The sequence below is a fragment of the Streptomyces lavendulae subsp. lavendulae genome (assembly GCF_002803845.1).
GTDB classification, from domain to species: domain Bacteria; phylum Actinomycetota; class Actinomycetes; order Streptomycetales; family Streptomycetaceae; genus Streptomyces; species Streptomyces lavendulae.
Genome location: NZ_CP024985.1, coordinates 8065454 through 8083742, shown reverse-complemented (window position 1 = coordinate 8083742; position 18289 = coordinate 8065454). Strand labels below are relative to the sequence as shown.

Annotated in this window: 19 protein-coding genes and 2 pseudogenes; 9 read left to right on the top strand and 12 right to left on the bottom strand. The window is 72.7% G+C overall.

Annotated features, from left to right (window positions below):
• Window positions 1-117 precede the first annotated feature (117 nt).
• Window positions 118-657 (top strand): ArsR/SmtB family transcription factor, encoded by a 540-nt coding sequence (locus SLAV_RS36305; protein WP_100661187.1) that lies wholly within the window; start codon window positions 118-120, stop codon window positions 655-657.
• A complete protein-coding gene (locus tag SLAV_RS36300) occupies window positions 654-1940 on the top strand; it encodes an MFS transporter (protein WP_100661186.1) in 1287 nt (428 codons plus the stop codon). The genes SLAV_RS36305 and SLAV_RS36300 overlap by 4 nt, the downstream gene beginning before the upstream one ends.
• 143 nt (window positions 1941-2083) lie before the next feature.
• On the opposite strand, the gene SLAV_RS36295 is transcribed toward SLAV_RS36300, so the two are convergent.
• The gene (locus SLAV_RS36295) at window positions 2084-2653 is read right to left on the bottom strand and encodes a hypothetical protein (protein ID WP_244225268.1); all 570 of its coding nucleotides are present in this window, start codon (window positions 2651-2653) and stop codon (window positions 2084-2086) included.
• Window positions 2654-2880: 227 nt separating this feature from the next.
• On the opposite strand from SLAV_RS36295, the gene SLAV_RS36290 reads away from it, so the two are divergent.
• Complete coding sequence (locus SLAV_RS36290) at window positions 2881-3483, top strand: TIGR03086 family metal-binding protein (protein ID WP_100661185.1); 603 nt, start codon at window positions 2881-2883, stop codon at window positions 3481-3483.
• A gap of 29 nt (window positions 3484-3512) precedes the next feature.
• Window positions 3513-3938 carry a secondary thiamine-phosphate synthase enzyme YjbQ gene (locus tag SLAV_RS36285; protein WP_100661357.1) on the top strand — a complete coding sequence of 142 codons (426 nt, stop codon included), beginning with the start codon at window positions 3513-3515 and terminating at the stop codon, window positions 3936-3938.
• A 19-nt stretch (window positions 3939-3957) separates the two neighbouring features.
• Here SLAV_RS36285 and SLAV_RS36280 read toward each other — a convergent pair whose 3' ends face one another.
• Window positions 3958-4575: a DJ-1/PfpI family protein gene (locus SLAV_RS36280; protein ID WP_100661184.1), complete on the bottom strand. Its 618-nt coding sequence runs from the start codon at window positions 4573-4575 to the stop codon at window positions 3958-3960.
• A 115-nt stretch (window positions 4576-4690) separates the two neighbouring features.
• A complete protein-coding gene (locus SLAV_RS36275; protein ID WP_100661183.1) occupies window positions 4691-5143 on the bottom strand; it encodes an ArsI/CadI family heavy metal resistance metalloenzyme in 453 nt (150 codons plus the stop codon).
• A gap of 90 nt (window positions 5144-5233) precedes the next feature.
• Here SLAV_RS36275 and SLAV_RS36270 point away from each other — a divergent pair, with 90 nt between their 5' ends.
• Genes SLAV_RS36270 through SLAV_RS36260 form a run of 3 tightly spaced genes read left to right on the top strand, consistent with a single transcriptional unit; the run spans window position 5234 to window position 6776 of the window.
• Window positions 5234-5614, top strand: coding sequence for an ArsR/SmtB family transcription factor (locus tag SLAV_RS36270; protein ID WP_100661182.1), 381 nt, complete (start codon window positions 5234-5236; stop codon window positions 5612-5614).
• Entirely contained in the window at window positions 5611-6360 is a 750-nt protein-coding gene (locus SLAV_RS36265) for an aquaporin (RefSeq protein WP_100661181.1), read from the top strand. The genes SLAV_RS36270 and SLAV_RS36265 overlap by 4 nt, the downstream gene beginning before the upstream one ends.
• A complete protein-coding gene (locus tag SLAV_RS36260) occupies window positions 6357-6776 on the top strand; it encodes an arsenate reductase ArsC (protein ID WP_100661180.1) in 420 nt (139 codons plus the stop codon). The genes SLAV_RS36265 and SLAV_RS36260 overlap by 4 nt, the downstream gene beginning before the upstream one ends.
• A 7-nt stretch (window positions 6777-6783) precedes the next feature.
• Here the strand turns inward: SLAV_RS36260 and SLAV_RS43730 are convergent.
• A pseudogene (locus SLAV_RS43730) lies at window positions 6784-7748 on the bottom strand (hypothetical protein).
• A 474-nt stretch (window positions 7749-8222) separates the two neighbouring features.
• Between SLAV_RS43730 and SLAV_RS36245 the strand changes: the two are divergent.
• Complete coding sequence (locus SLAV_RS36245) at window positions 8223-8981, top strand: hypothetical protein (RefSeq protein WP_100661178.1); 759 nt, start codon at window positions 8223-8225, stop codon at window positions 8979-8981.
• Window positions 8982-9125: 144 nt separating this feature from the next.
• Here SLAV_RS36245 and SLAV_RS36240 read toward each other — a convergent pair whose 3' ends face one another.
• The 7 genes and pseudogenes from SLAV_RS36240 to SLAV_RS36210 all read right to left on the bottom strand — a co-directional run bounded on the left by SLAV_RS36240 (window position 9126) and on the right by SLAV_RS36210 (window position 16230).
• Window positions 9126-11198 (bottom strand): transglycosylase domain-containing protein, encoded by a 2073-nt coding sequence (locus SLAV_RS36240; protein ID WP_100661177.1) that lies wholly within the window; start codon window positions 11196-11198, stop codon window positions 9126-9128.
• A 237-nt stretch (window positions 11199-11435) separates the two neighbouring features.
• Window positions 11436-11894 (bottom strand): annotated as a pseudogene (locus tag SLAV_RS36235) (SDR family NAD(P)-dependent oxidoreductase); the annotation flags it as partial.
• Between the two features lie 58 nt (window positions 11895-11952).
• Window positions 11953-13164, bottom strand: coding sequence for a glycosyltransferase (locus SLAV_RS36230; protein WP_100661175.1), 1212 nt, complete (start codon window positions 13162-13164; stop codon window positions 11953-11955).
• Entirely contained in the window at window positions 13127-14002 is an 876-nt protein-coding gene (locus SLAV_RS36225; RefSeq protein ID WP_100661174.1) for a MerR family transcriptional regulator, read from the bottom strand. The genes SLAV_RS36230 and SLAV_RS36225 overlap by 38 nt, the downstream gene beginning before the upstream one ends.
• 95 nt (window positions 14003-14097) lie before the next feature.
• Entirely contained in the window at window positions 14098-14742 is a 645-nt protein-coding gene (locus SLAV_RS36220; protein WP_100661173.1) for a GAP family protein, read from the bottom strand.
• 175 nt (window positions 14743-14917) lie between these two features.
• Window positions 14918-15709 carry a bestrophin-like domain gene (locus tag SLAV_RS36215; protein ID WP_100661172.1) on the bottom strand — a complete coding sequence of 264 codons (792 nt, stop codon included), beginning with the start codon at window positions 15707-15709 and terminating at the stop codon, window positions 14918-14920.
• A 137-nt stretch (window positions 15710-15846) separates the two neighbouring features.
• Window positions 15847-16230, bottom strand: a complete 384-nt coding sequence (locus SLAV_RS36210) for a DinB family protein (protein WP_100661171.1) — start codon at window positions 16228-16230, stop codon at window positions 15847-15849.
• A gap of 44 nt (window positions 16231-16274) precedes the next feature.
• On the opposite strand from SLAV_RS36210, the gene SLAV_RS36205 reads away from it, so the two are divergent.
• The gene (locus tag SLAV_RS36205) at window positions 16275-17309 is read left to right on the top strand and encodes a helix-turn-helix transcriptional regulator (protein ID WP_100661170.1); all 1035 of its coding nucleotides are present in this window, start codon (window positions 16275-16277) and stop codon (window positions 17307-17309) included.
• On the opposite strand, the gene SLAV_RS36200 is transcribed toward SLAV_RS36205, so the two are convergent.
• Complete coding sequence (locus SLAV_RS36200) at window positions 17300-18274, bottom strand: SDR family oxidoreductase (RefSeq protein ID WP_208754745.1); 975 nt, start codon at window positions 18272-18274, stop codon at window positions 17300-17302. The genes SLAV_RS36205 and SLAV_RS36200 overlap by 10 nt on opposite strands.
• Window positions 18275-18289 lie beyond the last annotated feature (15 nt).

Sequence of the window (18289 nt, the reverse complement as noted above, 5' to 3'; positions counted from 1 at the left end):
TGCCGTCGGAAGGTGCCGCCGGTGATGCGGCGTGTCCGGCATCAGAAGCCGACGCGTTCCCGAAGTCCGAGCGGAAACCCTCTTGCCCAATGGTCAAGAAGCGTTGACCATTGAGCCATGCCTACCGATGATCTTCCAGAGACCTTCCACGTCACCACTGACGAGCAGATCCGCGCCGTCTCCAATCTCACGCGTCACCGGATCATGGCCGTGCTCCGCTTCGAGCCCGCGACGATCACGCAGATCGCCGAGCGTGTGGGACTTGCGAAGGGGAGTTCCAGTTACCACGTACGGCTGCTGGAACGGGCCGGCCTGGTGAAGGTGGTACGGACGCGGAAGGTCCGTGGGGTCACCGAGCGGTACTACGCAATGGCCGCGCGGGGGATCGTGCTGCCGGATCCGGGCGAGGGAGGCCCGGACGTGCTGATGCGGCACGCGGTGGCGGACCTGGAGGCGGCGCCGGCGGATGGCGAGCGGCACGTGCGGATGGCGCACCTGCGGCTCACCGAGGAGCAGTTCGCGGACCTGGGGGCACGGCTGGAGGCGCTGGCGGACGAGTTCCGGGCGCTGTCCGATCCGTCGCTGCCGGACGCGTCGCTCGTCTTCGCGCTGTTCCACCCGGCCTCGGGCGAGCAGGCTGAAGGGAGCGCCAAGTGACGTCAGAGGTACGGAGGTTGCCGACCGGGTTCGGACGGCTGTGGACCGCGCAGACGGTGTCCTCGCTCGGTGACGGGGTGTCACATGCCGCGCTGCCGCTGCTCGCGTTGACGTTGACGCGGGATCCCATGGCGCTCGCTGTCGTCGCGGCGGCCGGGACGCTGCCGTGGCTGCTCTTCGGGGTGCTCGGCGGTGCGCTGGTGGACCGCTGGGACCGTCGGCGCACGATGTGGGTCACGGACGTGGCGCGTGGCGCGCTGCTCGCGACAGCGGGGGCAGCGGCGGCGCTCGACGTGCTGAACATTCCGCTGCTCGCGGCCGTCTCCTTCCTCCTCGGCCTCGGCGGGCTCTTCTTCGACACGGCCGCCACGGCCTATCTGCCGGATCTGCTCGGCCGCGACCCGGCGCTACTGGAGCGTGCCAACTCCCGTCTGCGCGGCAGCCAGACCGCCGCGTCGGGCTTCGCCGGGCCGCCTGCGGGCAGTGTCCTGCTCGCGCTCGGGCGGGCGGTTCCGCTGCTCGCCGACGCGGTGTCGTTCGCGCTGTGCGCTCTGCTCGTACGGTCGCTGCCCGCCGCACCCCGGCCCGTACCGCAGGCCGGTGAGTCCCTGCTGCGGCAGGCACGGGCCGGCGCCTCGTACGTGTTCCGGGATCAGTTGCTGCTCGGGCTCGCGCTGCGTCCGGCGGTCGGGAACGTCGCCTTCCTCGCCGTGGAGACCGTACTGGCCCTCTTCGCACACGATCGTCTCGGCGTGGACGGCCTCGGCTTCGGTCTGCTCCTCACGGCGGAGGCCACCGGTGGTCTGCTCGGTGCCGGCATCGCCTCCTTCCTCGGCCGACGGCTCGGCACCGGAACCGCGCTCACCTGCACGGCACTGGTCGAGGGGCTCGCCATCCTGGGCCTTGCCGCCGCACCCAACCCGTACGCCGCCGGCCTCGCGCTCGCCGTCTGCGGAGCGGGCATGGGCGCCACGATGGTGCTCGGCCCCTCCCTCCGGCAGACGATCGTCCCCGCCCATCTGATGGGGCGGGTCGCCTCCACCTCCCGCATGCTCGCCATGTGCGCCGCCCCGTTCGGCGCCTTCCTGGGCGGTTGGCTGGCCAGCAGCTACGACGTACGCACCCCGCTGTACGCCGCCGCCGGCCTCCTCCTGGCCATGACCGCCGTCACGGCGACCATGACCAGCAACCGCCGGGTCGAGGCGGCGCTGCGGGCCGCCGCCCCCGCCGGTGATCCCGATCCCGCTGAATCCCGGCACACGGTTGAGGCGCGTGCCGTTTAGTCGGCCCGGCGACATGGGAGCGCAGTCCGCCGGGGTCGCCGCCCCGCCAGTCCGAGAACCGGATGCCGTATTCGGCCTCGACGAGCCGGCGCGAACTCCTCGTCACCGAGGGCCGGTTCCACGGTGCAGCAGGCGGCCTGCCGTCAGCTGACGATCTGGTCCCCGTCGGGTATGTCCTCGGCCGTGACGAGTGCGCGGGGCACGTCGAGGCCCAGCGAGACCGTCCGGGCGAGCCCATCGAGGTCCGGGCCCGACGAGACCGGCACCTGCTCCCCTTCGCCGTAACTCTCGATCGCCTTCACAAAGTAGCTCGGATGCCATGCGCCGACGGCCCCCTTGACCTGGACGGCGCTCACGGGGCGGTTGCCGACGCGGTCCTTGACCGCGGCCAGGATCTCATCGGATCGCAGTTCGCCGGGCACCTGGAAGAGGCTGGCGTGAGCACCGACGAGACCGCCGTCCGCCAACCGTACGGTCACGGTGAGGCAGCTGGTGACGCTCGGGTAGGTGATCACGCCCCCGGGTGCGACCTCCTTGACCTGCCCTTCCGTGACCGTTGCCGTGGCGGGCGCAGCCAGGCTTCTCTCGGCGCCGGAACCCGCGCGGGTGGGCTCGGACGGGGCACGATCGGCGGCGGCACTCGGGGAGGTGAGGGCCGCGGCGCCGACGAGGGATGCGGTGAGGATGGCGAAGACGCGCTTGAGTTCGATCACAACCTTCGCAACGTTCGTGATGTGCGGAAGGTGCCCGTGGTTGCTCACGCTTCTTCGGTGGGTGTTCGGCCGTCCGGGCTCGCCACGGAGGCGACGACCGGGCGGCGGGGCCGGCCGCCGAGGCGGGGGCTTCGGTCCGCCCGGGTGAATCTTCGGACCGGGTTGTGCCGGGTACGGGCTTCGCCGCCGTTCTACCCTGCAGACCCATCGTCCCGGAGGAGCGGCAGATGACCGATACGACGACTCTCGACCTCGGACCGCAGGCCGGGATCGTGGCCCGTCTCGTGGCGGGCGTCCCGGACGCCGGGCTCGGAGGCCGGACGCCCTGCCCCGCCTACGCGGTCGGTGACCTGCTGGGCCACCTCGCGGGCCTCGCCGTCGCCTTCCGGGACGCTGCCCGCAAGGACCTGGGCTCCACGACGGACACGGCTCCGGGCGCGGCCGCGCCCTCCCTGCCTGCGTCCTGGCGCACGGAACTGCCCCGGGTCCTCGACGAACTGGCCGAGGCCTGGCGGGATCCGGCCGCCTGGGCCGGCATGACCCGCGCGGGCGGTGTGGACCTGCCCGGTGACATCGCGGGTGCGGTGGCCGTCGACGAACTGGTGATCCACGGTTGGGACCTGGCCAGGGCCACCGGCCAGGAGTACGCGCCCGATCAGGCCGCGCTGCGTACCTCGCACGCGTTCCTGCTGGCCGCCGCGCAGGACGAGAGCCGGGGCGGGGGCATCTTCGGGGCCGTGGTGCCCGTACCGGACGACGCTCCGCTGCTGGACCGGGCGGTGGGACTGAGCGGGCGCGATCCGGGCTGGACGCCGCCGGCCTCCCTGTGATGAACGGGACGAGCGGCGAGGACGGAGCCATGGCCGATACCTTCGTTTCACGCACGGTGGACGTGACGACAGGGGACCGGGAGACCGTCCACGACCTGACCGCCGCGTGCGTCTCCTTCCTGGGTGAAGTGGCACGGGGCCGGAGCGGACTGCTCAACGTCTTCACTCCGCACGCGACGGCCGGTCTCGCCGTCATCGAGACGGGAGCGGGCAGCGACCACGACCTCCTGGCCGCCCTGCGGTCGTTGCTGCCCGCCGACGACCGCTGGCAGCACCGGCACGGCTCGACCGGCCACGGGCGCGACCACGTGCTGCCCGCGTTCGTCCCGCCCCATGTGACGCTCCCCGTGATCGACGGTGCGCTGCGGCTGGGTACCTGGCAGTCCGTCACCCTGGTGGACACCAACCGGGACAATCCCCACCGCGAGGTCCGGCTGTCCTTCCTCGGCTGCTGACCACGTCGCTCGCGGCGTGTCAGCGCAGTACGGTTTCGCCCGTGCGGACGGCGCGCAGGGCGCGCAGGGCGCGTTCGACGGTCTCCTGCTTCTCGCCGACGGGAGCCACGTAGTCGATGACGTCGCGCGCGGCGTCCTCCCCGAGCGTGCGGGCGATCACCCATGCGGCGAGGTACTGGGACGCCAGGCAACCGCCCGCCGTGGCGATGTTCCCCTCCGTGTGGAACGGCGCGTCGAGCACGGTGACGCCGCAGGCTTCGACGAAGGGCCGGCTCGTCGTGTCCGTGCAGGCCGGCATGGTGCCCAGGAACCCGAGCCGGGCCAGCACCAGGGCGCCGGAGCACTGCGCGCCGATCAGCTGTCGCGAGGGATCCAGGACCAGTCTGGAGATCAGCCGGTCGTCGGCGACCACGTCCCGCGTCTTCACCCCGCTGCCGATCAGCACGACGTCGGCTTCCGTCACGAACTCCATCGGGCGCTGCCCCGTCACCTCGACGCCGCTCATCGAGGTGACCACCGGCGTCGGGGTCGTGATGAAGGCTTCCAGGCCGTCCTTGCGGCACCGGTTGATCAACGCGGAGGCGATGAAGCTGTCGAGCTCGTTGAACCCGTCGAAAGTGACCACGGCTACCTGCATCACTGCGCTCCCTCACATCCGGTGTCGGATCTTGATCCTCCCCGGCGCGAGGTTCCGGGTCGAGGGCCAATCGGCGGCGAGTGGTCCGTCCGTCCGTCAAACGGTCCGGCCGTCGTCAAGCGCCGTCCCGGACGCCGGGGTGTTCGCCCGAGGTGCCGCAGCAGGCCTGAGGGGCACTTCCGCCGGTCCTGCCGAGCGTGCCCGCGTCGGCCTTGACGACGTAGACCTCCCACGGCTCCTCGCCGGGACCGGTCACCCAGACCTTGTCCTGGAGGGCGTAGCAGCAGGAGGTGTCGTTCTCCTCGAAGGTGGCGAGCCCCGCTTGCTTGAGGCGGGTCGTGGCGGCGGTGACGTCCTCGGTGGTGGCGACCTCGACGCCGAGGTGGTCGAGGCGGGTGGGCTCGTCCGCCTCGCCCTCGATCAGGACGAGCTTGAGCGGCGGCTCGGCGATGGCGAAGTTGGCGTAGCCGGGCCGGAGCTTGGCCGGGGTGGTGTTGAAGAGCTTGGAGTAGAAGGCGATCGAGCCCTGCAGGTCGGCGACGCGCAGGGCGAGCTGGACACGGGACATGACGGTCTCCCCTTCCGGGGGATTGCTGTTTCGACATTCGTCGATACAGAAGAGCTTGCCGCCGGATTAGATGGCTGTCAACATAGAGACATGTCGAAACAAGCTGGTCTGCCGGTGCTCGGGCAGGAAGACGCGGCGTGCTGCGCGCCGATGGTCCGCGAGCCCCTGGGCGAGGAGGCGGCGGTCGGGCTGTCGCGGATGTTCAAGGCGCTGTCGGACCCCATCCGGTTGCGACTGCTGTCGCTGATCGCCTCGTACGAGGGGGGCGAGGCCTGCGTGTGCGATCTGACCGGCCCGTTCGACGTCTCCCAGCCGACGATCTCCCACCACCTGAAGGTGCTGCGCGAGGCCGGGCTGGTCGGCTCCGAGCGGCGCGGAACGTGGGTGTACTACTGGGTGATCCCCCAGGCCCTGGCCCAGCTGTCCGCCCTGCTCCAGATCCCCGCCGCGCCCGCGAAGGCCGGCGCGTGAGCGCCTCGGCGCCCCTGGCCCGGCGCGTGGCGGTCGAGGCGGCCGGAACCGCGGCCCTGGTCGCGGTGGTGGTGGGATCCGGCATCCAGGCCACCGGGCTGACCCGGGACGTCGGGGTGCAGCTGCTGGCCAACTCCCTGGCCACCGTCTTCGGCCTCGGCGTACTGATCGCCTTCCTCGGGCCGGTCTCCGGGGCGCACTTCAACCCGGTCGTCACGCTGGCCTCCTGGTTCACAGGGCGCCGCGGCGGTGACGGGCTCCCCCTGCGCGAGGTCGCCGCGTACGTGCCGGCGCAGGTCGCCGGGGCGATCGGCGGCGCGGTACTCGCCGACGCGATGTTCGCGCGGCCGGTCACGGCCCTCTCCTCCCATGACCGGTGGGGCGGGCACCTGTGGCTGGGCGAGGTGGTGGCCACCGCAGGGCTGGTCTGGCTCGTCTTCGGACTGGCCCGGGTCGGACGCGCGCACCAGGCGCCGGTCCTCGTCGCCTCCTACATCGGGGCGGCGTACTGGTTCACCTCCTCCACCTCCTTCGCCAACCCCGCCGTCACCATCGGCCGTACGTTCACCGACACCTTCGCCGGAATCGCCCCCGCCTCCCTCCTGCCGTTCATCACCGCCCAACTCCTCGGCGGCGTCCTCGGCCTGGGGCTCGTCGCCGCCTGCTTCGGCCGGCCGGCCCCCACCCCGGCGGGCACGCCCGTCCCCGCCGCCCGTCCCTCCGTAGAAAGCGCGTCGATCTCATGAGCACCCCCACCGTCCCGTCCGTGCTGTTCGTGTGCGTCCACAACGCCGGCCGCTCCCAGATGGGCGCCGCCTTCCTCACGCACCTCGGCGGGGACCGGGTCCAGGTCCGCTCCGCCGGCTCCGCTCCCGCCGACACCGTGAACCCGGCCGTCGTCGAGGCCATGGCCGAGGCGGGCATCGACATCTCCGCCGAGATCCCGAAGGTGCTGACGGTGGAGGCGGTCCGGTCCTCCGACGTCGTGATCACGATGGGCTGCGGCGACGCCTGCCCCTACTTCCCCGGCAAGCGGTACCTGGACTGGACCCTGACCGACCCCGCGGGACAAGGCGTCGCGGCCGTCCGCCCGATCCGGGACGAGATCGAGCGGCGCATCCGCGGGCTGCTCGCCGAGCTCGGCATCGAGGCATCGGCGTGACCTCTGCTCAGCCGCGGGGGATCGCCGGGTCCGGGTCCGTACCGGCGGTGGCCCGGGAACGGCGCACGGGGCCTCCGGTGAGCCAGGAGCCGTCGCCCAGGGGCACGAATTCGTAGGGGCTGGTCACCTCCACAGCGATCTCACCGCCGACCGTGCCCGTGTGCACGTCGACCAGGTGGTACCGGAACCACTCCTCCTCGTCCTCACCGCCCAGGACCACGACGGCGGTGTCCGGGGTCAGGTAGCCGCCGCTCCATTCCACGAAGGTCTCCGCCGGGTCGTACCCGAAGGCCTCGACGGGGAGGGTGAAGAGGACGTCGCCGTCGGGGTGGCGGTGGAAGGCCACGTCCGCCTGACCGTGGTCGACGGTCATGAACTGCTCCCCGCCCGGCGCGAGGTCGATCAGGCAGCGGTCCCACCACGGGTACGCCACGAACTCCACCTCACCGTCGGCCCCGGTCGTACCCCGGAAGATGACGGAGCCGTCCTGCCCCTCCCCGACATCGAGGTAGACGCTGCCGTCCACGGGGTGCACGTGGTGGCCGGCGGCGTGCCCCACCGTCTCCAGCTCCCGGCGGGCGAGGACCGCCCCGGTGTCCACGTCGTACACCACCCACCGGTCCCCGCCCCCGCGTCCCGCCATCGCGTCCGGCCGGTAGACCCACGCGGTCCGGCCGTCCAGGGACAGCGCGCAACCGGGGCGGTGGCCGTGGCGACGTCGGAGTGCGGCTCGAAGTCCGACGCCCACACCGGGTCACCGGCGCGGGTGAGGCAGACGACGCCGTTCAGCGTCGTGTACACGACCCGCTCCAGATCGGGCCGGACCGCCGACGCGACCACCTCGTCGCCGCCCGGCGGCCGGAACACCGCGGCGGGCTCCAGCATCCCGAGCGCACCGGATTCGATCGTGTAGGCGTGGATCAGTCCGTCGCGGTGACGGGTGATGGCCTTCAGGGGCCGAGCGGGGATCATGGGCCGAGGCTAACGCCCGGCTCGGACACCCGGCGAGCGGGCCGACGCGGGAAGGGGGGAAGAGGTCCGGGCCGGCAGGAGAGTCACCGCAAGGTACTCAGGCCACTGCTGAGAGCCGGGATCGAGGTGCTGCCCGGCGCGGTCCCGCCCTCGGCCCAGGACGACAGCGTCCGGCTCTTGGCGGACACCTACGCATCGGGTGTCGGCGTGTACGCGGTACGCGACCCCGCCCGTTCCCCGGGGGTCCTGCGCGAGTTGGAGTGGCTCGCCAGGGAGGACGTCTACAAGGACCCGGCGTTCCGGCGTGAGGTCACCACCTGGCTGGAGCGGGCGCGGCGGCAGCGCTGGGTGCCGGGCTGCGGACTGTCTCGGGCCGGTGCCACGGATCGTCGTCGACCAGGCGCTGGGGGGAATGTGGTGCGGCGCGGTGCCGACCTCCACTGCGACCTGGGCGGTCGCCCATAGGATCGGCCGATGATCAGACAGTCGCGTCGGCTCGCCCGCTCCGTGTCGTTCGACGTGACCGACGGACACGGGGTCATCGAGGTGACCGGGGGCGAGAGCGGCAGCCTGCTTCTGCTCGCGGGCGATCCGGAGTTCCCGGAAGCCAACGACGGCTGCGGGAGCATGGGGTGGCTGGCGGCCCGCGCGGGCACGGGCAGCCCCGGGCTCTCCGACGTCAAGTACCTCATCGAGTGGCTCGGCGCCCCCGGCCTCGTCCCGGATCCGCGCACCGGCCAAGCCGAGCCACCGGATCCGGAATCCCTGCGCCCGCTGCTGTCACTGCTGCCCCCCGGGCGGTACGTGATGACGGCCGCGCTCGCTCCGCACCACCTGCGCGTGGTCCACCCGCGCGCCCTCCAGGTCCGGAGCTGGTACGCCGACGAGGAGCTCGCGCTGGTGACCACCGACGCCTGGCCGCCACGCGACCACGGGGCGGTGCGCCGCTACCGCGACAGCATCCGCGCCGGGGGCGACCTTCCGGCACTGGTCGCGCTCTTCCCCACAGCCGAAAGCCGGGTGGGCTACCTCCTCGACGGACACCACAAGCTCGCCGCGTACGATCAGGCGGAGGTCCGCCCCCTGGTCATTCGACTGGTCCCCCAAGTGCCCCGCCCCTTAAGGCTCGACGACCTCGACCGGGCCCAGGCCGCCTTCTCCGACAGCCCGTCCCGGCATCAGGGCGACACGCTGGGCAGGGTCCTCTCCTCCATGCGGGAGGAATCAGCCTGAATCACCCGGCGGCCTTGCCCTTCTCGCTCCGGCACGCTGCGCGTGGTGGTGCGGCCGGGTGAGCTCGGGGGGATCCGTCGGGGGCGCAATCGCGTCGGTCGCGCCCCCGGCCGGTACCCGCGGGCGTCCCCCGCTGCGGGACCGTCAGGGGTGGTCCCGCGGGCCCGGCGACGGAGGCTGCGATGTAGGCGCCGTCGCCTCGTTGTAGGCCTTCCAGATCAGGGGCGGGAAGGCGCTGCCCCGGTCGGAGTCGGGGCCTCCCACGCCCTGCATGGGCAGGAGTTGCGGGACGTCCGGCTTCGTGCGGAACATCGCGACCGAGGTGCTCAGTTCCTGCGTCGCACCGATGAACCAGGCGGAGTTCATGCGGTCGTTCGGACCGGTCTTGCCCGCCCAGGACGGAAGCTGGTTCCGCTGCCCCTGCGGCGGTCCGACGGTGCTCCAGCTCACCTGCCGCAGCGCCGCGCTGACCGTCGCGGCCGCCTCGGAGCTCATCGCCCGACGCGGTTTGGGCCGGCCCAGGCCGTCCACCGCGACGCCGTTCCGCTCGACCTTGGTCACCGAGCAGGGCTCGGTGGCCCGGCCCTGGTTGACGAAGGTGGTGTAGGCGCTGGCCAGCCGGACGGCGCTGGGGGTGGAGGTGCCGATGGAGAAGGTCGGCTCCAGCTTGGCCATGCTCTCCTCGCGCAGTCCCGACGCGACCGCGAGATCCTTGATCTTCGTCAACCCGATCTTCTTGCCGCTCTCCACGAACGGCGTGTGGTCGGAGTTCACCAGCGCCCCGTGGAGGCTGACGGAGGCCGTCGTCGGACCGGCCGGTGCGGACCCGCTCGGCGTGGGCTTCGCGGGCTCCGGGGCCGCGACCTCGGCGGAACGTTCCTTCCCTTCGAGTTCCTTCTCCACGGCGGCGGCGTACACGAAGGGTTTGAACGCCGAAGCCGCCGGCACCCCCGAGGTGTCGGCGTTGTTGGTGAAGTGCTCGATGGCGTCGGAGCCGCCGTAGACCGCGACGACCGCACCGTCCTTGGGCCGTATCGAGGCGGCGCCGACCTGCACGAACTGGTCCTCCGCACGCTTCTTCGGGTCCAGTCGTTCCGCGCTCACCTGCTCGACGGCCTTGGTCAGCGCGAGCACCTTGTCCTTCTCGAAGGTGGTGTGGACGGCGTAACCGCCGCCGGCCAGCTCCTTGCCCGTGATCCCGGTGCGGCTCTTGAGGTACTTGTTGGCGATGTCGACGAGGTAGCCGATCTGCCCGGCCTGGCTGGTCGGCTTGACGGGGGACTTCGGCTCGGGGAAGCGGGTGTACTTCGCGCGTTCCTCGGCGCTCATCGACCCCGTGGCGACCTGACGGTCCAGGATCCAGCTCCAGCGGTCCTCGGCCCGTTGGCGGTTCTCGGCGCTCAGGGAGGGGTCGAAGCTCTCCGCGCCTTTGAGGACCGCGGCCAGCAGGGCGCCCTGACCGGGGTTCAGCTCCTTGGCGGGGATGCCGTAGTACGCGTACGAGGCCGCCTGGACGCCGTACGCGTCGCGGCCGAACCAGGACGTGTTGAGGTACCCCTCAAGGATCTCCGCCTTGGGCCGCCGGTTGCTGACCTTCAGGGAGAGGAAGAGCTCCTTGATCTTTCGCTCGACGGTCTGGTCCTGGCTCAGGTAGGTGTTCTTCACGTACTGCTGGGTGAGCGTCGAACCTCCCTGGGTCTCCTCGCCCTTGACGATGTTGACGGCGGCGCGGCCGATGCCCGTCAGCGAGACGCCCGAGTCGCTGTAGAAGTCCGCGTTCTCCGCCGCGATGACGGCCCGCTGGACGGATTCGGGCACCTCGGCGAGCTTCACGTCCTGCCGGTTCACATCGCCGACGCTCACCATCCGGCTGCCGTCCGCCCAGTAGTAGACGGTGGCCTGCCGGCGCGCGGAGTCGTGTGCGTCCGGGATCTCGACCTGTATGTAGACGGCGGTGAAGAGGCCGGCGAGGGCGGCGACGAAGAGCAGGAAGAAGCCGGAGGTCAGTTTCCAGGAGGGTGTCCAGCGCCGCCAGCCCCGTCTGCCGCGTCTGGGGAAGTCGATGAGGCGGCGGCGCGCCTTGCGGGCGGCTCTCCTGCGGCTCTTCGCCCGGCCCGCAGGGCGCCGTGCGCGCTTGCGGCCTTCCGTCTGCTGGGGGCTTCCGGTGTCATCCGTACTACCGGTGCCGTCCGCGCGGTGTTTGCGGGGCAGCCTCATGGGGGGTGCGGACCTCCTCGATCGCGAGCCGTCACCTCGGGGGCGGTGTCGGACTCGGCCGAGAAGATGATCAAACCGGGTTCACGGTTGGGCCGTTCACGAAATATTCATACACGCCGGAAGCGGACCCCGGTGAGCCGTTCGGAGCGGTCCCACAGCCTGGAGGCCCTCAGGTCGTCCTCGGCGTGGGGGCTGCGCCGGGCGGGGCCGGGGTGACCGCGCAGCTCGCCGCGGCCGTCGGGGCCGGTACGCGCGCTGGGAGTTGATGTCGTCGAAGTCGATGTCCACGCCCGGCCCGCGGTGGGCGTTCGAGGCCACGGTGACGACGCGGTCGGTGAGGTACGGGAGCAGCAGGTTCGTCAGGGCGAAGGGCCCGAGGTGGTTGGTGCCGAGCTGCATCTCGAAGCCGTCGGCCGTACGGGCCTCGGGGATCGCCATGACTCCGGCGTTGTTGACGAGGACGTCGAGAGGACGGTCCCAGCCGGCGGCGAAGGCCCGGACGGAGGACAGGTCGGCCAGGTCGAGGGGACGGACCTCGACGCTGCCGGTCAGGGTGGCCGCGAGGCGTTCGCCCCGCGCCGTGTCGCGGACGGCGAGGACCACGTGTGCCCCGGCCCTCGCCAGCTCCCTGGCGGTGACGGCGCCGAGACCGCTGGAGGCACCGGTGACGACGACGGTCCGGCCGGTCCGGGTCAACCGACGGGCTCCCGTGTCCGGCGCCGCCCCGCGGACGGGTGAGGGGCGCCGGTCCGGATCACCCGATCAGCCGTCCCACGGCCGACACCAGGGCGGCCTCGCCGTCCTCCACCGCGATGTGGCGCGCCGCGGCTGCGGCGGCGGCCGCGTACGAAGGCTCCCGGACCACCTTCGCGAGCGCGTCGCCGAGGCCCTCGGCGGTCAGGGAGCGGAACGGTATCGGGACCGGGGCGGCGCCCACCGCCGCGAGCCGTCCGGCCCAGAACGGCTGGTCCGCGGTCACCGGCACCGTGACCGACGGCACCCCGGCGCGCAGCGCCGCCGCCGCCGTACCGGCTCCGGCGTGGTGAACGACGGCCGCCAGCCTGGGGAACAGCAGGGCGTGCGGGAGGTCGCCGACCGTCAGGACGTCGTCCGCGTCGGCGGCGAGCCCGGCACTGCCCGACTGGAGTACGCCGCGCAGCCCCGCGCGCCGCAGTGCGCGTACGGCGATCTCGCCGAGCCGTTCGCCCTCCCCCGCGGCCATGCTGCCGAAGCCGACGAGCACCGGCGGCGGTCCCGCCGCCAGGAAGTCCTCCAGTTCCGCGGGCAGCCGCCGGTCCGCGCCGACGTACGGCCACCAGGGACCGGTCACCGCCAGGCCGGCCGCCCAGTCGGAGGGGCGTGGCAGCAGTGCCGTACTGAAGCCGTGCAGAACGGGCCACCTGGCCTGTGCCTGGCGTCGGCGCATGCGTGCGGCGGTCAGCGGCGGCAGGTCCAGGCGGGCTCGCAGCCTTGCCACGGCCGGTTCGAAGACCCGGTCGGCCATGTGCAGGGCGAACCGCCCGGCCGCGCGGTTGCCGAGCCGGCCCAGCGAGCGGGTTCCCGTCACGGTCGGGGGGAAGTCGCCCGTCGGGGTGGTGGGCTGGAGGTACACGCCCATGCTCGGCGTCCCGGCGGCCTCCGCGACGTGCCAGCCGAGCGGCGCGGTGGTGGCCGACAGCAGGAGCACGTCGGTGCCCCGGTCCACCGCACCGGCGAACCCCTCCCCCAGGTCGGTGACGAACGCGGCGGCCGCCCGTAGCAGTTCGCGCTTGCCGCGGGCGCTCCCGTGCGCCCGGTGGTCCGCGGGCAGGGGCCGGAACTCCAGTCCGGCTTCCGTGGCCAGGGGCTCGAAGGTCCCCGTGGCGGCCAGCGCGACCTCGTGTCCGGCACGGCTCAGTGCGACGCCGAGGCCGGTGTAGGGGGCGACGTCACCGCGCGAGCCGGCCGTGGCTATCAGGATCCTCATGGGTCTTCCTCATGTGTGGGGTGTCGTTCGAAAGGGGCAGGGGCTGGGGCAAGGGCCGGGGCCGGCCACCGGCGCGGCGCGAGGCGTTCGCGTGGACCGCCTCGTGCAGGTGGCCGGCCAGACCCGGTCGCTGCTGCGAGGGCGGCACGACGAGGGCGAAGGCGCGCGGGTCGGCGGCGAAGTCGTCGGCGATGCGCCGGTGCATGTCCGGCGGGCACGGCGTGAACCAGCGGCTCACGTGGAGCCGGTGCGCCTCGGCGATGTCCATCGCCCGTTCGCCGTCGGCCGGTTCGCCGTCGTCGAAGGCGGCGAGCAGCTCCGCACGCCAGTCGGCCGCCTCGCCCATCAGCCGGCGCCAGTCCTCCTTGGTGTGGGCCGCCGCACGGGCCATCGCCTCCCGGTGCCCGTCGGAGTGGCTCCACTTCAACTGTGCTTCGGTGGCGTAGCTGAGGTCGAAGGCGATCTCGCCGAAGACCTCGAAGCGTTCCTCGGGCGTCAGGGACACCCCGGTCTGCTGGACCTCGACCGCCCGCTCGGCCACCTCGGCGAGCCGCTGGAGGCGGGCGATCTCCTCGGCCAGCCGCCGCTGCCGCGTCCGCAGGTGGTCCAGTGCGTTCGCCTGCGGGTCGGCGAGGATCTCGGCGATCTCGTCGAGGGCGAAGCCCAGTTCGCGGTAGAAGAGGATCTGCTGGAGCCGCGCAAGGTCGGCGTCGTCGTAGCGGCGGTACCCGGTCCGGCTGCGGTCGCCGGGCGAGAGGAGTCCCGTCCGGTCGTAGTGGTGCAGCGTGCGTACGGTGACCCCGGCGAAGGCCGAGACCTGACCGACGGTGTAGCTCATGGACCTGCCCTTTCGTTGGCTCACAGCCTGAAGCCTGACGTAGGGGGAGGGTCAACCGCGGGGGTGGTGGGGAAGGGGGCGGCACCGGTGGGTCGTCAGGAGACCAGTGTGAAGATGCTGCTGGCGGTCAGCCAGATTCCGGCCAGCAGGGCGATGGTGACGATCAGCTGGTCCTGGTGGTGCTCAAGCCAGGTCCGCAGGGCGTGCAGCCGGGCCTGGGCGACGCCCGGCGCCCAGACGGTGTAGAGCTCCATGACCAGCAGGCTGAGGGTGGCCAGCAGGCAGTAGCCGGTCAGGGCGAGCCAGTCGGAGAGGGAGGAGAGGTCGGCGTCGACGACCGTGGCCGCGCCGGCGCCGACCAGGGCCCACGGCTGGAGCAGCCAGGCGAGTGCGGCGGCGGTGCCCAGCGAGGCGTTGTCCACGCGGGCGGTCCAGCTCGGTGGCCGGTGCGGGCGGGGCGGCCGCCGGAGCCGGTAGCCGCCGAACAGCACCAGGCCGACGCCGATCGCCAGCTTGCCGGCGACCGCGGCGGTCGACGGCGTGCTGTGGTGGAGGGGCGGCGTCCCGCCGGTCAGGAGCACGACGCAGGCGACGACGGCCACAAGGTTGGCCAGCCAGGACAGCAGGAAGACGAGGCCCTTGCGGACACCCCGGCGCGACGCGAGCAGCAGGATGAAGCCGCTGTTGTGCAGGGGGCCGAGGGTGATGGCCGTGGCGATCACGATCAGGTCGACGACCATCGGCACGACCGCTCCCGGAGGTCAGGGCCGCCCGGTCTCCCGGGCGGGCGAGGTGCACGCGTGCCCGGTGGGCGGGGGTGCCGGCACCCGCTCGGTGCCCGTCCGACTTTGCAGTCCCCGACCCGACGGGTCAAGCGAGCCACGCCGGTGTCCCCGGTGGCCTCGGGCCGCTCCTTCAGTGGTTCCAGTACTGGGCGAGTGCTCCTTCGCGGTACGGGGCGGGGCTGACGCTGAGGTCCCCGGAGAAGGGGCGGTCCAGGACGAAGACCAGCAGCAGGCTGAAGCCGACGAGTCCGGCGACGGAGGCGACGAACAGGACCTGGACCCGCAGCTTGCGCAGACCGTAGAGGAACGTGAGCGGGATCAGGACCAGTGCACCGCCGAAGGCCAGGGCCTGGAGCAGCGGGGGCAGTTCCCGGCGCGCCATGGTGAGGCGGGCACGGCGTTGGGAGGCGATGTCGTTGAGGTGGTCGACGGCCTGCTCGTAGAAGACCTGCTCCGCCTGGCCGTGCGGGTCGTACGTCTGGAGGGCTCGGAACGCGTCCTGGAGATGGGATTCCGTGGCCCCGTAGCTGGGGTTCCCCGCGCGCATCCGGGGCCACTGGTCCTCGACGACGGCGTGGACGTAGCCGCTCACGGCCGCGTCGAGTCGGGCGCGCACCGGTTGCGGGAACGCGCCGGCGTCCCGGGTGATGAGCGCCGCGTTGGTGGCCTCGGAGGCGACGATGGTCTGGGTGTCCTCCAACTGCGTCCACAGGGTGACGATCACGAACGCGAGGATGATCCCGTAGATGGCGCCGAACATCCCCAGCGTCACGCCGACCATGTCGTTGTGCTCTCCCTGGGCCAGTGTCGGGTGCCTGCGGCGCAGCAGCACGCTGCCGGCCACCGCCAGCAGGACGGTTCCCCCGACGGCGACGACGGACAGCGTGACGGTGCTGAAGTGGTTGAGCAGCCATAGCGACATGGGCGTGGAGTCTAGGTCTGACGCACCACCCCGGATTCCGCGGTTTCGAGAGCCGCCACGGGTACCACGGGCATGCGCGGGGACGGTTCACACCACCGAGTGAGGCCACTCGCCGGGTTCAGGAGTCCGTACCCCGGTCAGACGGTGCGGCCGAAGCAGGCGGCGAGCCGATCGGAGGCGGGGGCGTCTGCCGGGACGCTCCTGGCCGGGCCGAACATGCCGGTCCCGGGCAGTACGGCGTCGGGGTAGTTGCCGTACCGGGTGTGCAGCACGGCCTCGACGGCGTGGGGGGCGCCGGTGCGGTCCTGGCCTGTGGCGGTGGCGAGGTCCCAAGACCTCGCCGGGCCGGCGTCCGCCGAGGTGGTCGTGTGCCCGGTGTGGGCCAGGGCCCGCTCCAGCAGCTGGATGTCCTGGGACAGGATGATCGCGCCTCTCCCCGTGGCACCCTCCGCCCTGTTCCGGGACCGGGGTGCGCCGGCCGACCCAGAGGGCACCCCCTTGCAGACAGGGTCGGTCCGCATCCACCCGGTGGGTGCCGGGGCGCCCGGTCCGCGATCCTTTGGTCATGCGTGCTGCCCGCCTGATCCGTATGGCCCTCCTCGTCCAGTCGACCCCCGGCCTGACCGCCGCGGCCCTCGCCCGGGAGCTGGGCGTCTCCGAGCGGACGGTGATCCGCGACGCGCAGGCCCTGCAGGAGGCGGGCGTGCCCGTCCGGTCGGAGCGCGGTCGTACGGGCGGCTACCGGCTGGCGCCGGGCCACCGGACGCGGCTGACCACGCTGCATCCCACCGAGGCGGAGACGCTCTACCTCTCCGGTCTGCCCACGGCCCTGCGCGATCTCGGGCTGTCGGGCCCGGCGGACACGGCCCGGCTGAAGCTGTCGGCCACGTTGCTCCCGTCGCTGCGGGCGGCGGCCGAGTCGTCGGTGCGCCGCTTCCACCTCGACGCCCCGGCCTGGTTCCGCGAGCCGTCGGCACCGGAGCTGCTGCCGGAACTGGCGCGCGCCGTGTGGTCCGACCTCACGGTCGGGCTGGGGTACGCACGGCCCGGCCGGGACGGCGCGGCGCCCCGCGGGGTGACCCGCCTGTTGGAACCGTACGGGCTCGTCCTGAAGGCGGGGGTGTGGTACGTCGTCGGCCGTGTCCCGGGTGAGGGGCCGGGCCGGGACGGCGCCTGGCGCACCTACCGCGTCGACCGGATCACCGCGCTGTCCCCGGCTCCCGGCGCCGGTGAACCGTTCGTCCGCGAACCGTCCTTCGACCTGGCCGCGCACTGGCGGGACCACGCCGCCGGGTTCGCCCGGGCGCTGCTGCGCGCGACCGTCACCGTGCGTCTGACGGAGCGGGGTCTGGGCCGCCTGCCCGCCGTGGCGGATCCGGCGGGCGTGGACCGGGCGATGGCGTCCGCGTCGGCGCCGGACGCCGCCGGGCGGGTCACGCTCGACCTGCCGGTGGAGTCGGACGAGGTCGCCTTCGCCCAGCTGACCGGTCTCGGCGCCGAGGTGGAGGTGCTGGCCCCGCAGGGCCTGCGCTCACGCTTCCGGGAGCACGCGCAGGCCCTCGCCGCCCTGTACGGCGCGGAGCCGGAGGATCAGCGGTAGTCGTCCGGCGAAGCGTCCTTGCCGCCGTACACGACGTCCTCGAAGTAGGCCCAGGCGTCCGGCCGGCTGCCGTCCACGTCCCGTACGCCGTAGGCCTGGGCGAGGTCCGCGCTGGAGGCGGACCTGCCGTTCCAGCGGGCCGCCCGGTCCGGGTCGGCGGCGAGGGCGGCGAGGCCGCGGGCGAGGTAGTACGGCGACTCGGCGATGGCGAAGTGCGGTTCCCGCGCGACGGCGTCGCGCCAGTTCTCCTCCGTCACCCCGAAGTAGGTGAGCATCTGTTCCGAGCGCAGGAAGCCCGGCGTGACGGCGACCGCCGTGCCCCCGTACTCCGCCAGCTCCTCGCCGAGCCCGAAGGCGATCCGGATCGGCGCGTTCTTCGCGAGGTCGTAGTAGAGGTTCTCGCGGTAGCGGCGGTTGGAGCGTGCCGTTCCGTCGGTGACCTCCACGTGCAGCGGCGCGTCCGAGCGGACCAGGAGCGGAAGGGCGAGCGCTGCGGTGATCACGTGCGAGCGGACCCCGAGTTCCAGGATGCGCAGTCCGTCGGCGAGGGGCGTCTCCCAGCTCTTCTTGCCGAAGACGGAATCGGCGGTCAGGCGCTCGCCGCCCCAGAGGTCGTTGACCAGGATGTCGAGTCTCCCCTGGTCACGGTCGATCCGGCCGACGAGGGTCCGTACCTGATCCTCGTCGAGGTGATCGGTGGGCACCGCGATGCCGGTGCCGCCGGCCGCGGTGACGAGCTCCGCGGTCTCCTCGATGGTCTCCGTGGCCCGGCCGACCTCGCTGACGTGCTCGCGGGTGGTGCGGCCGGTGACGTAGACCGTGGCGCCCGCGCGGCCGAGTTCGACGGCGAGGGCGCGTCCGGCGCCGCGGGTGGCCCCGGCGACGAGGGCGATCCGGCCGGCGAGCGGGGGCTTGTGGTCGGGGTGGCGGGCATCGGGGTGCTGGGTGTCGGTGTCCTTGTCCATGTCACCATCGTCCAC

What these genes read in the sequence shown, in the direction of transcription:
- SLAV_RS36270 (WP_100661182.1), top strand. Translation starts at nt 5,234, where the DNA reads ATGTCGAAACAAGCTGGTCTGCCGGTGCTCGGGCAGGAAGACGCGGCG.
- SLAV_RS36220 (WP_100661173.1), bottom strand. Translation starts at nt 14,742, where the DNA reads ATGGTCGTCGACCTGATCGTGATCGCCACGGCCATCACCCTCGGCCCC.
- SLAV_RS36225 (WP_100661174.1), bottom strand. Translation starts at nt 14,002, where the DNA reads ATGAGCTACACCGTCGGTCAGGTCTCGGCCTTCGCCGGGGTCACCGTA.
- SLAV_RS36305 (WP_100661187.1), top strand. Translation starts at nt 118, where the DNA reads ATGCCTACCGATGATCTTCCAGAGACCTTCCACGTCACCACTGACGAG.
- SLAV_RS36275 (WP_100661183.1), bottom strand. Translation starts at nt 5,143, where the DNA reads ATGTCCCGTGTCCAGCTCGCCCTGCGCGTCGCCGACCTGCAGGGCTCG.
- SLAV_RS36245 (WP_100661178.1), top strand. Translation starts at nt 8,223, where the DNA reads ATGATCAGACAGTCGCGTCGGCTCGCCCGCTCCGTGTCGTTCGACGTG.
- SLAV_RS36280 (WP_100661184.1), bottom strand. Translation starts at nt 4,575, where the DNA reads ATGCAGGTAGCCGTGGTCACTTTCGACGGGTTCAACGAGCTCGACAGC.
- SLAV_RS36215 (WP_100661172.1), bottom strand. Translation starts at nt 15,709, where the DNA reads ATGTCGCTATGGCTGCTCAACCACTTCAGCACCGTCACGCTGTCCGTC.
- SLAV_RS36200 (WP_208754745.1), bottom strand. Translation starts at nt 18,274, where the DNA reads ATGGACAAGGACACCGACACCCAGCACCCCGATGCCCGCCACCCCGAC.
- SLAV_RS36260 (WP_100661180.1), top strand. Translation starts at nt 6,357, where the DNA reads ATGAGCACCCCCACCGTCCCGTCCGTGCTGTTCGTGTGCGTCCACAAC.
- SLAV_RS36290 (WP_100661185.1), top strand. Translation starts at nt 2,881, where the DNA reads ATGACCGATACGACGACTCTCGACCTCGGACCGCAGGCCGGGATCGTG.
- SLAV_RS36205 (WP_100661170.1), top strand. Translation starts at nt 16,275, where the DNA reads ATGCGTGCTGCCCGCCTGATCCGTATGGCCCTCCTCGTCCAGTCGACC.
- SLAV_RS36240 (WP_100661177.1), bottom strand. Translation starts at nt 11,198, where the DNA reads ATGAGGCTGCCCCGCAAACACCGCGCGGACGGCACCGGTAGTACGGAT.
- SLAV_RS36230 (WP_100661175.1), bottom strand. Translation starts at nt 13,164, where the DNA reads ATGAGGATCCTGATAGCCACGGCCGGCTCGCGCGGTGACGTCGCCCCC.
- SLAV_RS36210 (WP_100661171.1), bottom strand. Translation starts at nt 16,230, where the DNA reads ATGCGGACCGACCCTGTCTGCAAGGGGGTGCCCTCTGGGTCGGCCGGC.
- SLAV_RS36285 (WP_100661357.1), top strand. Translation starts at nt 3,513, where the DNA reads ATGGCCGATACCTTCGTTTCACGCACGGTGGACGTGACGACAGGGGAC.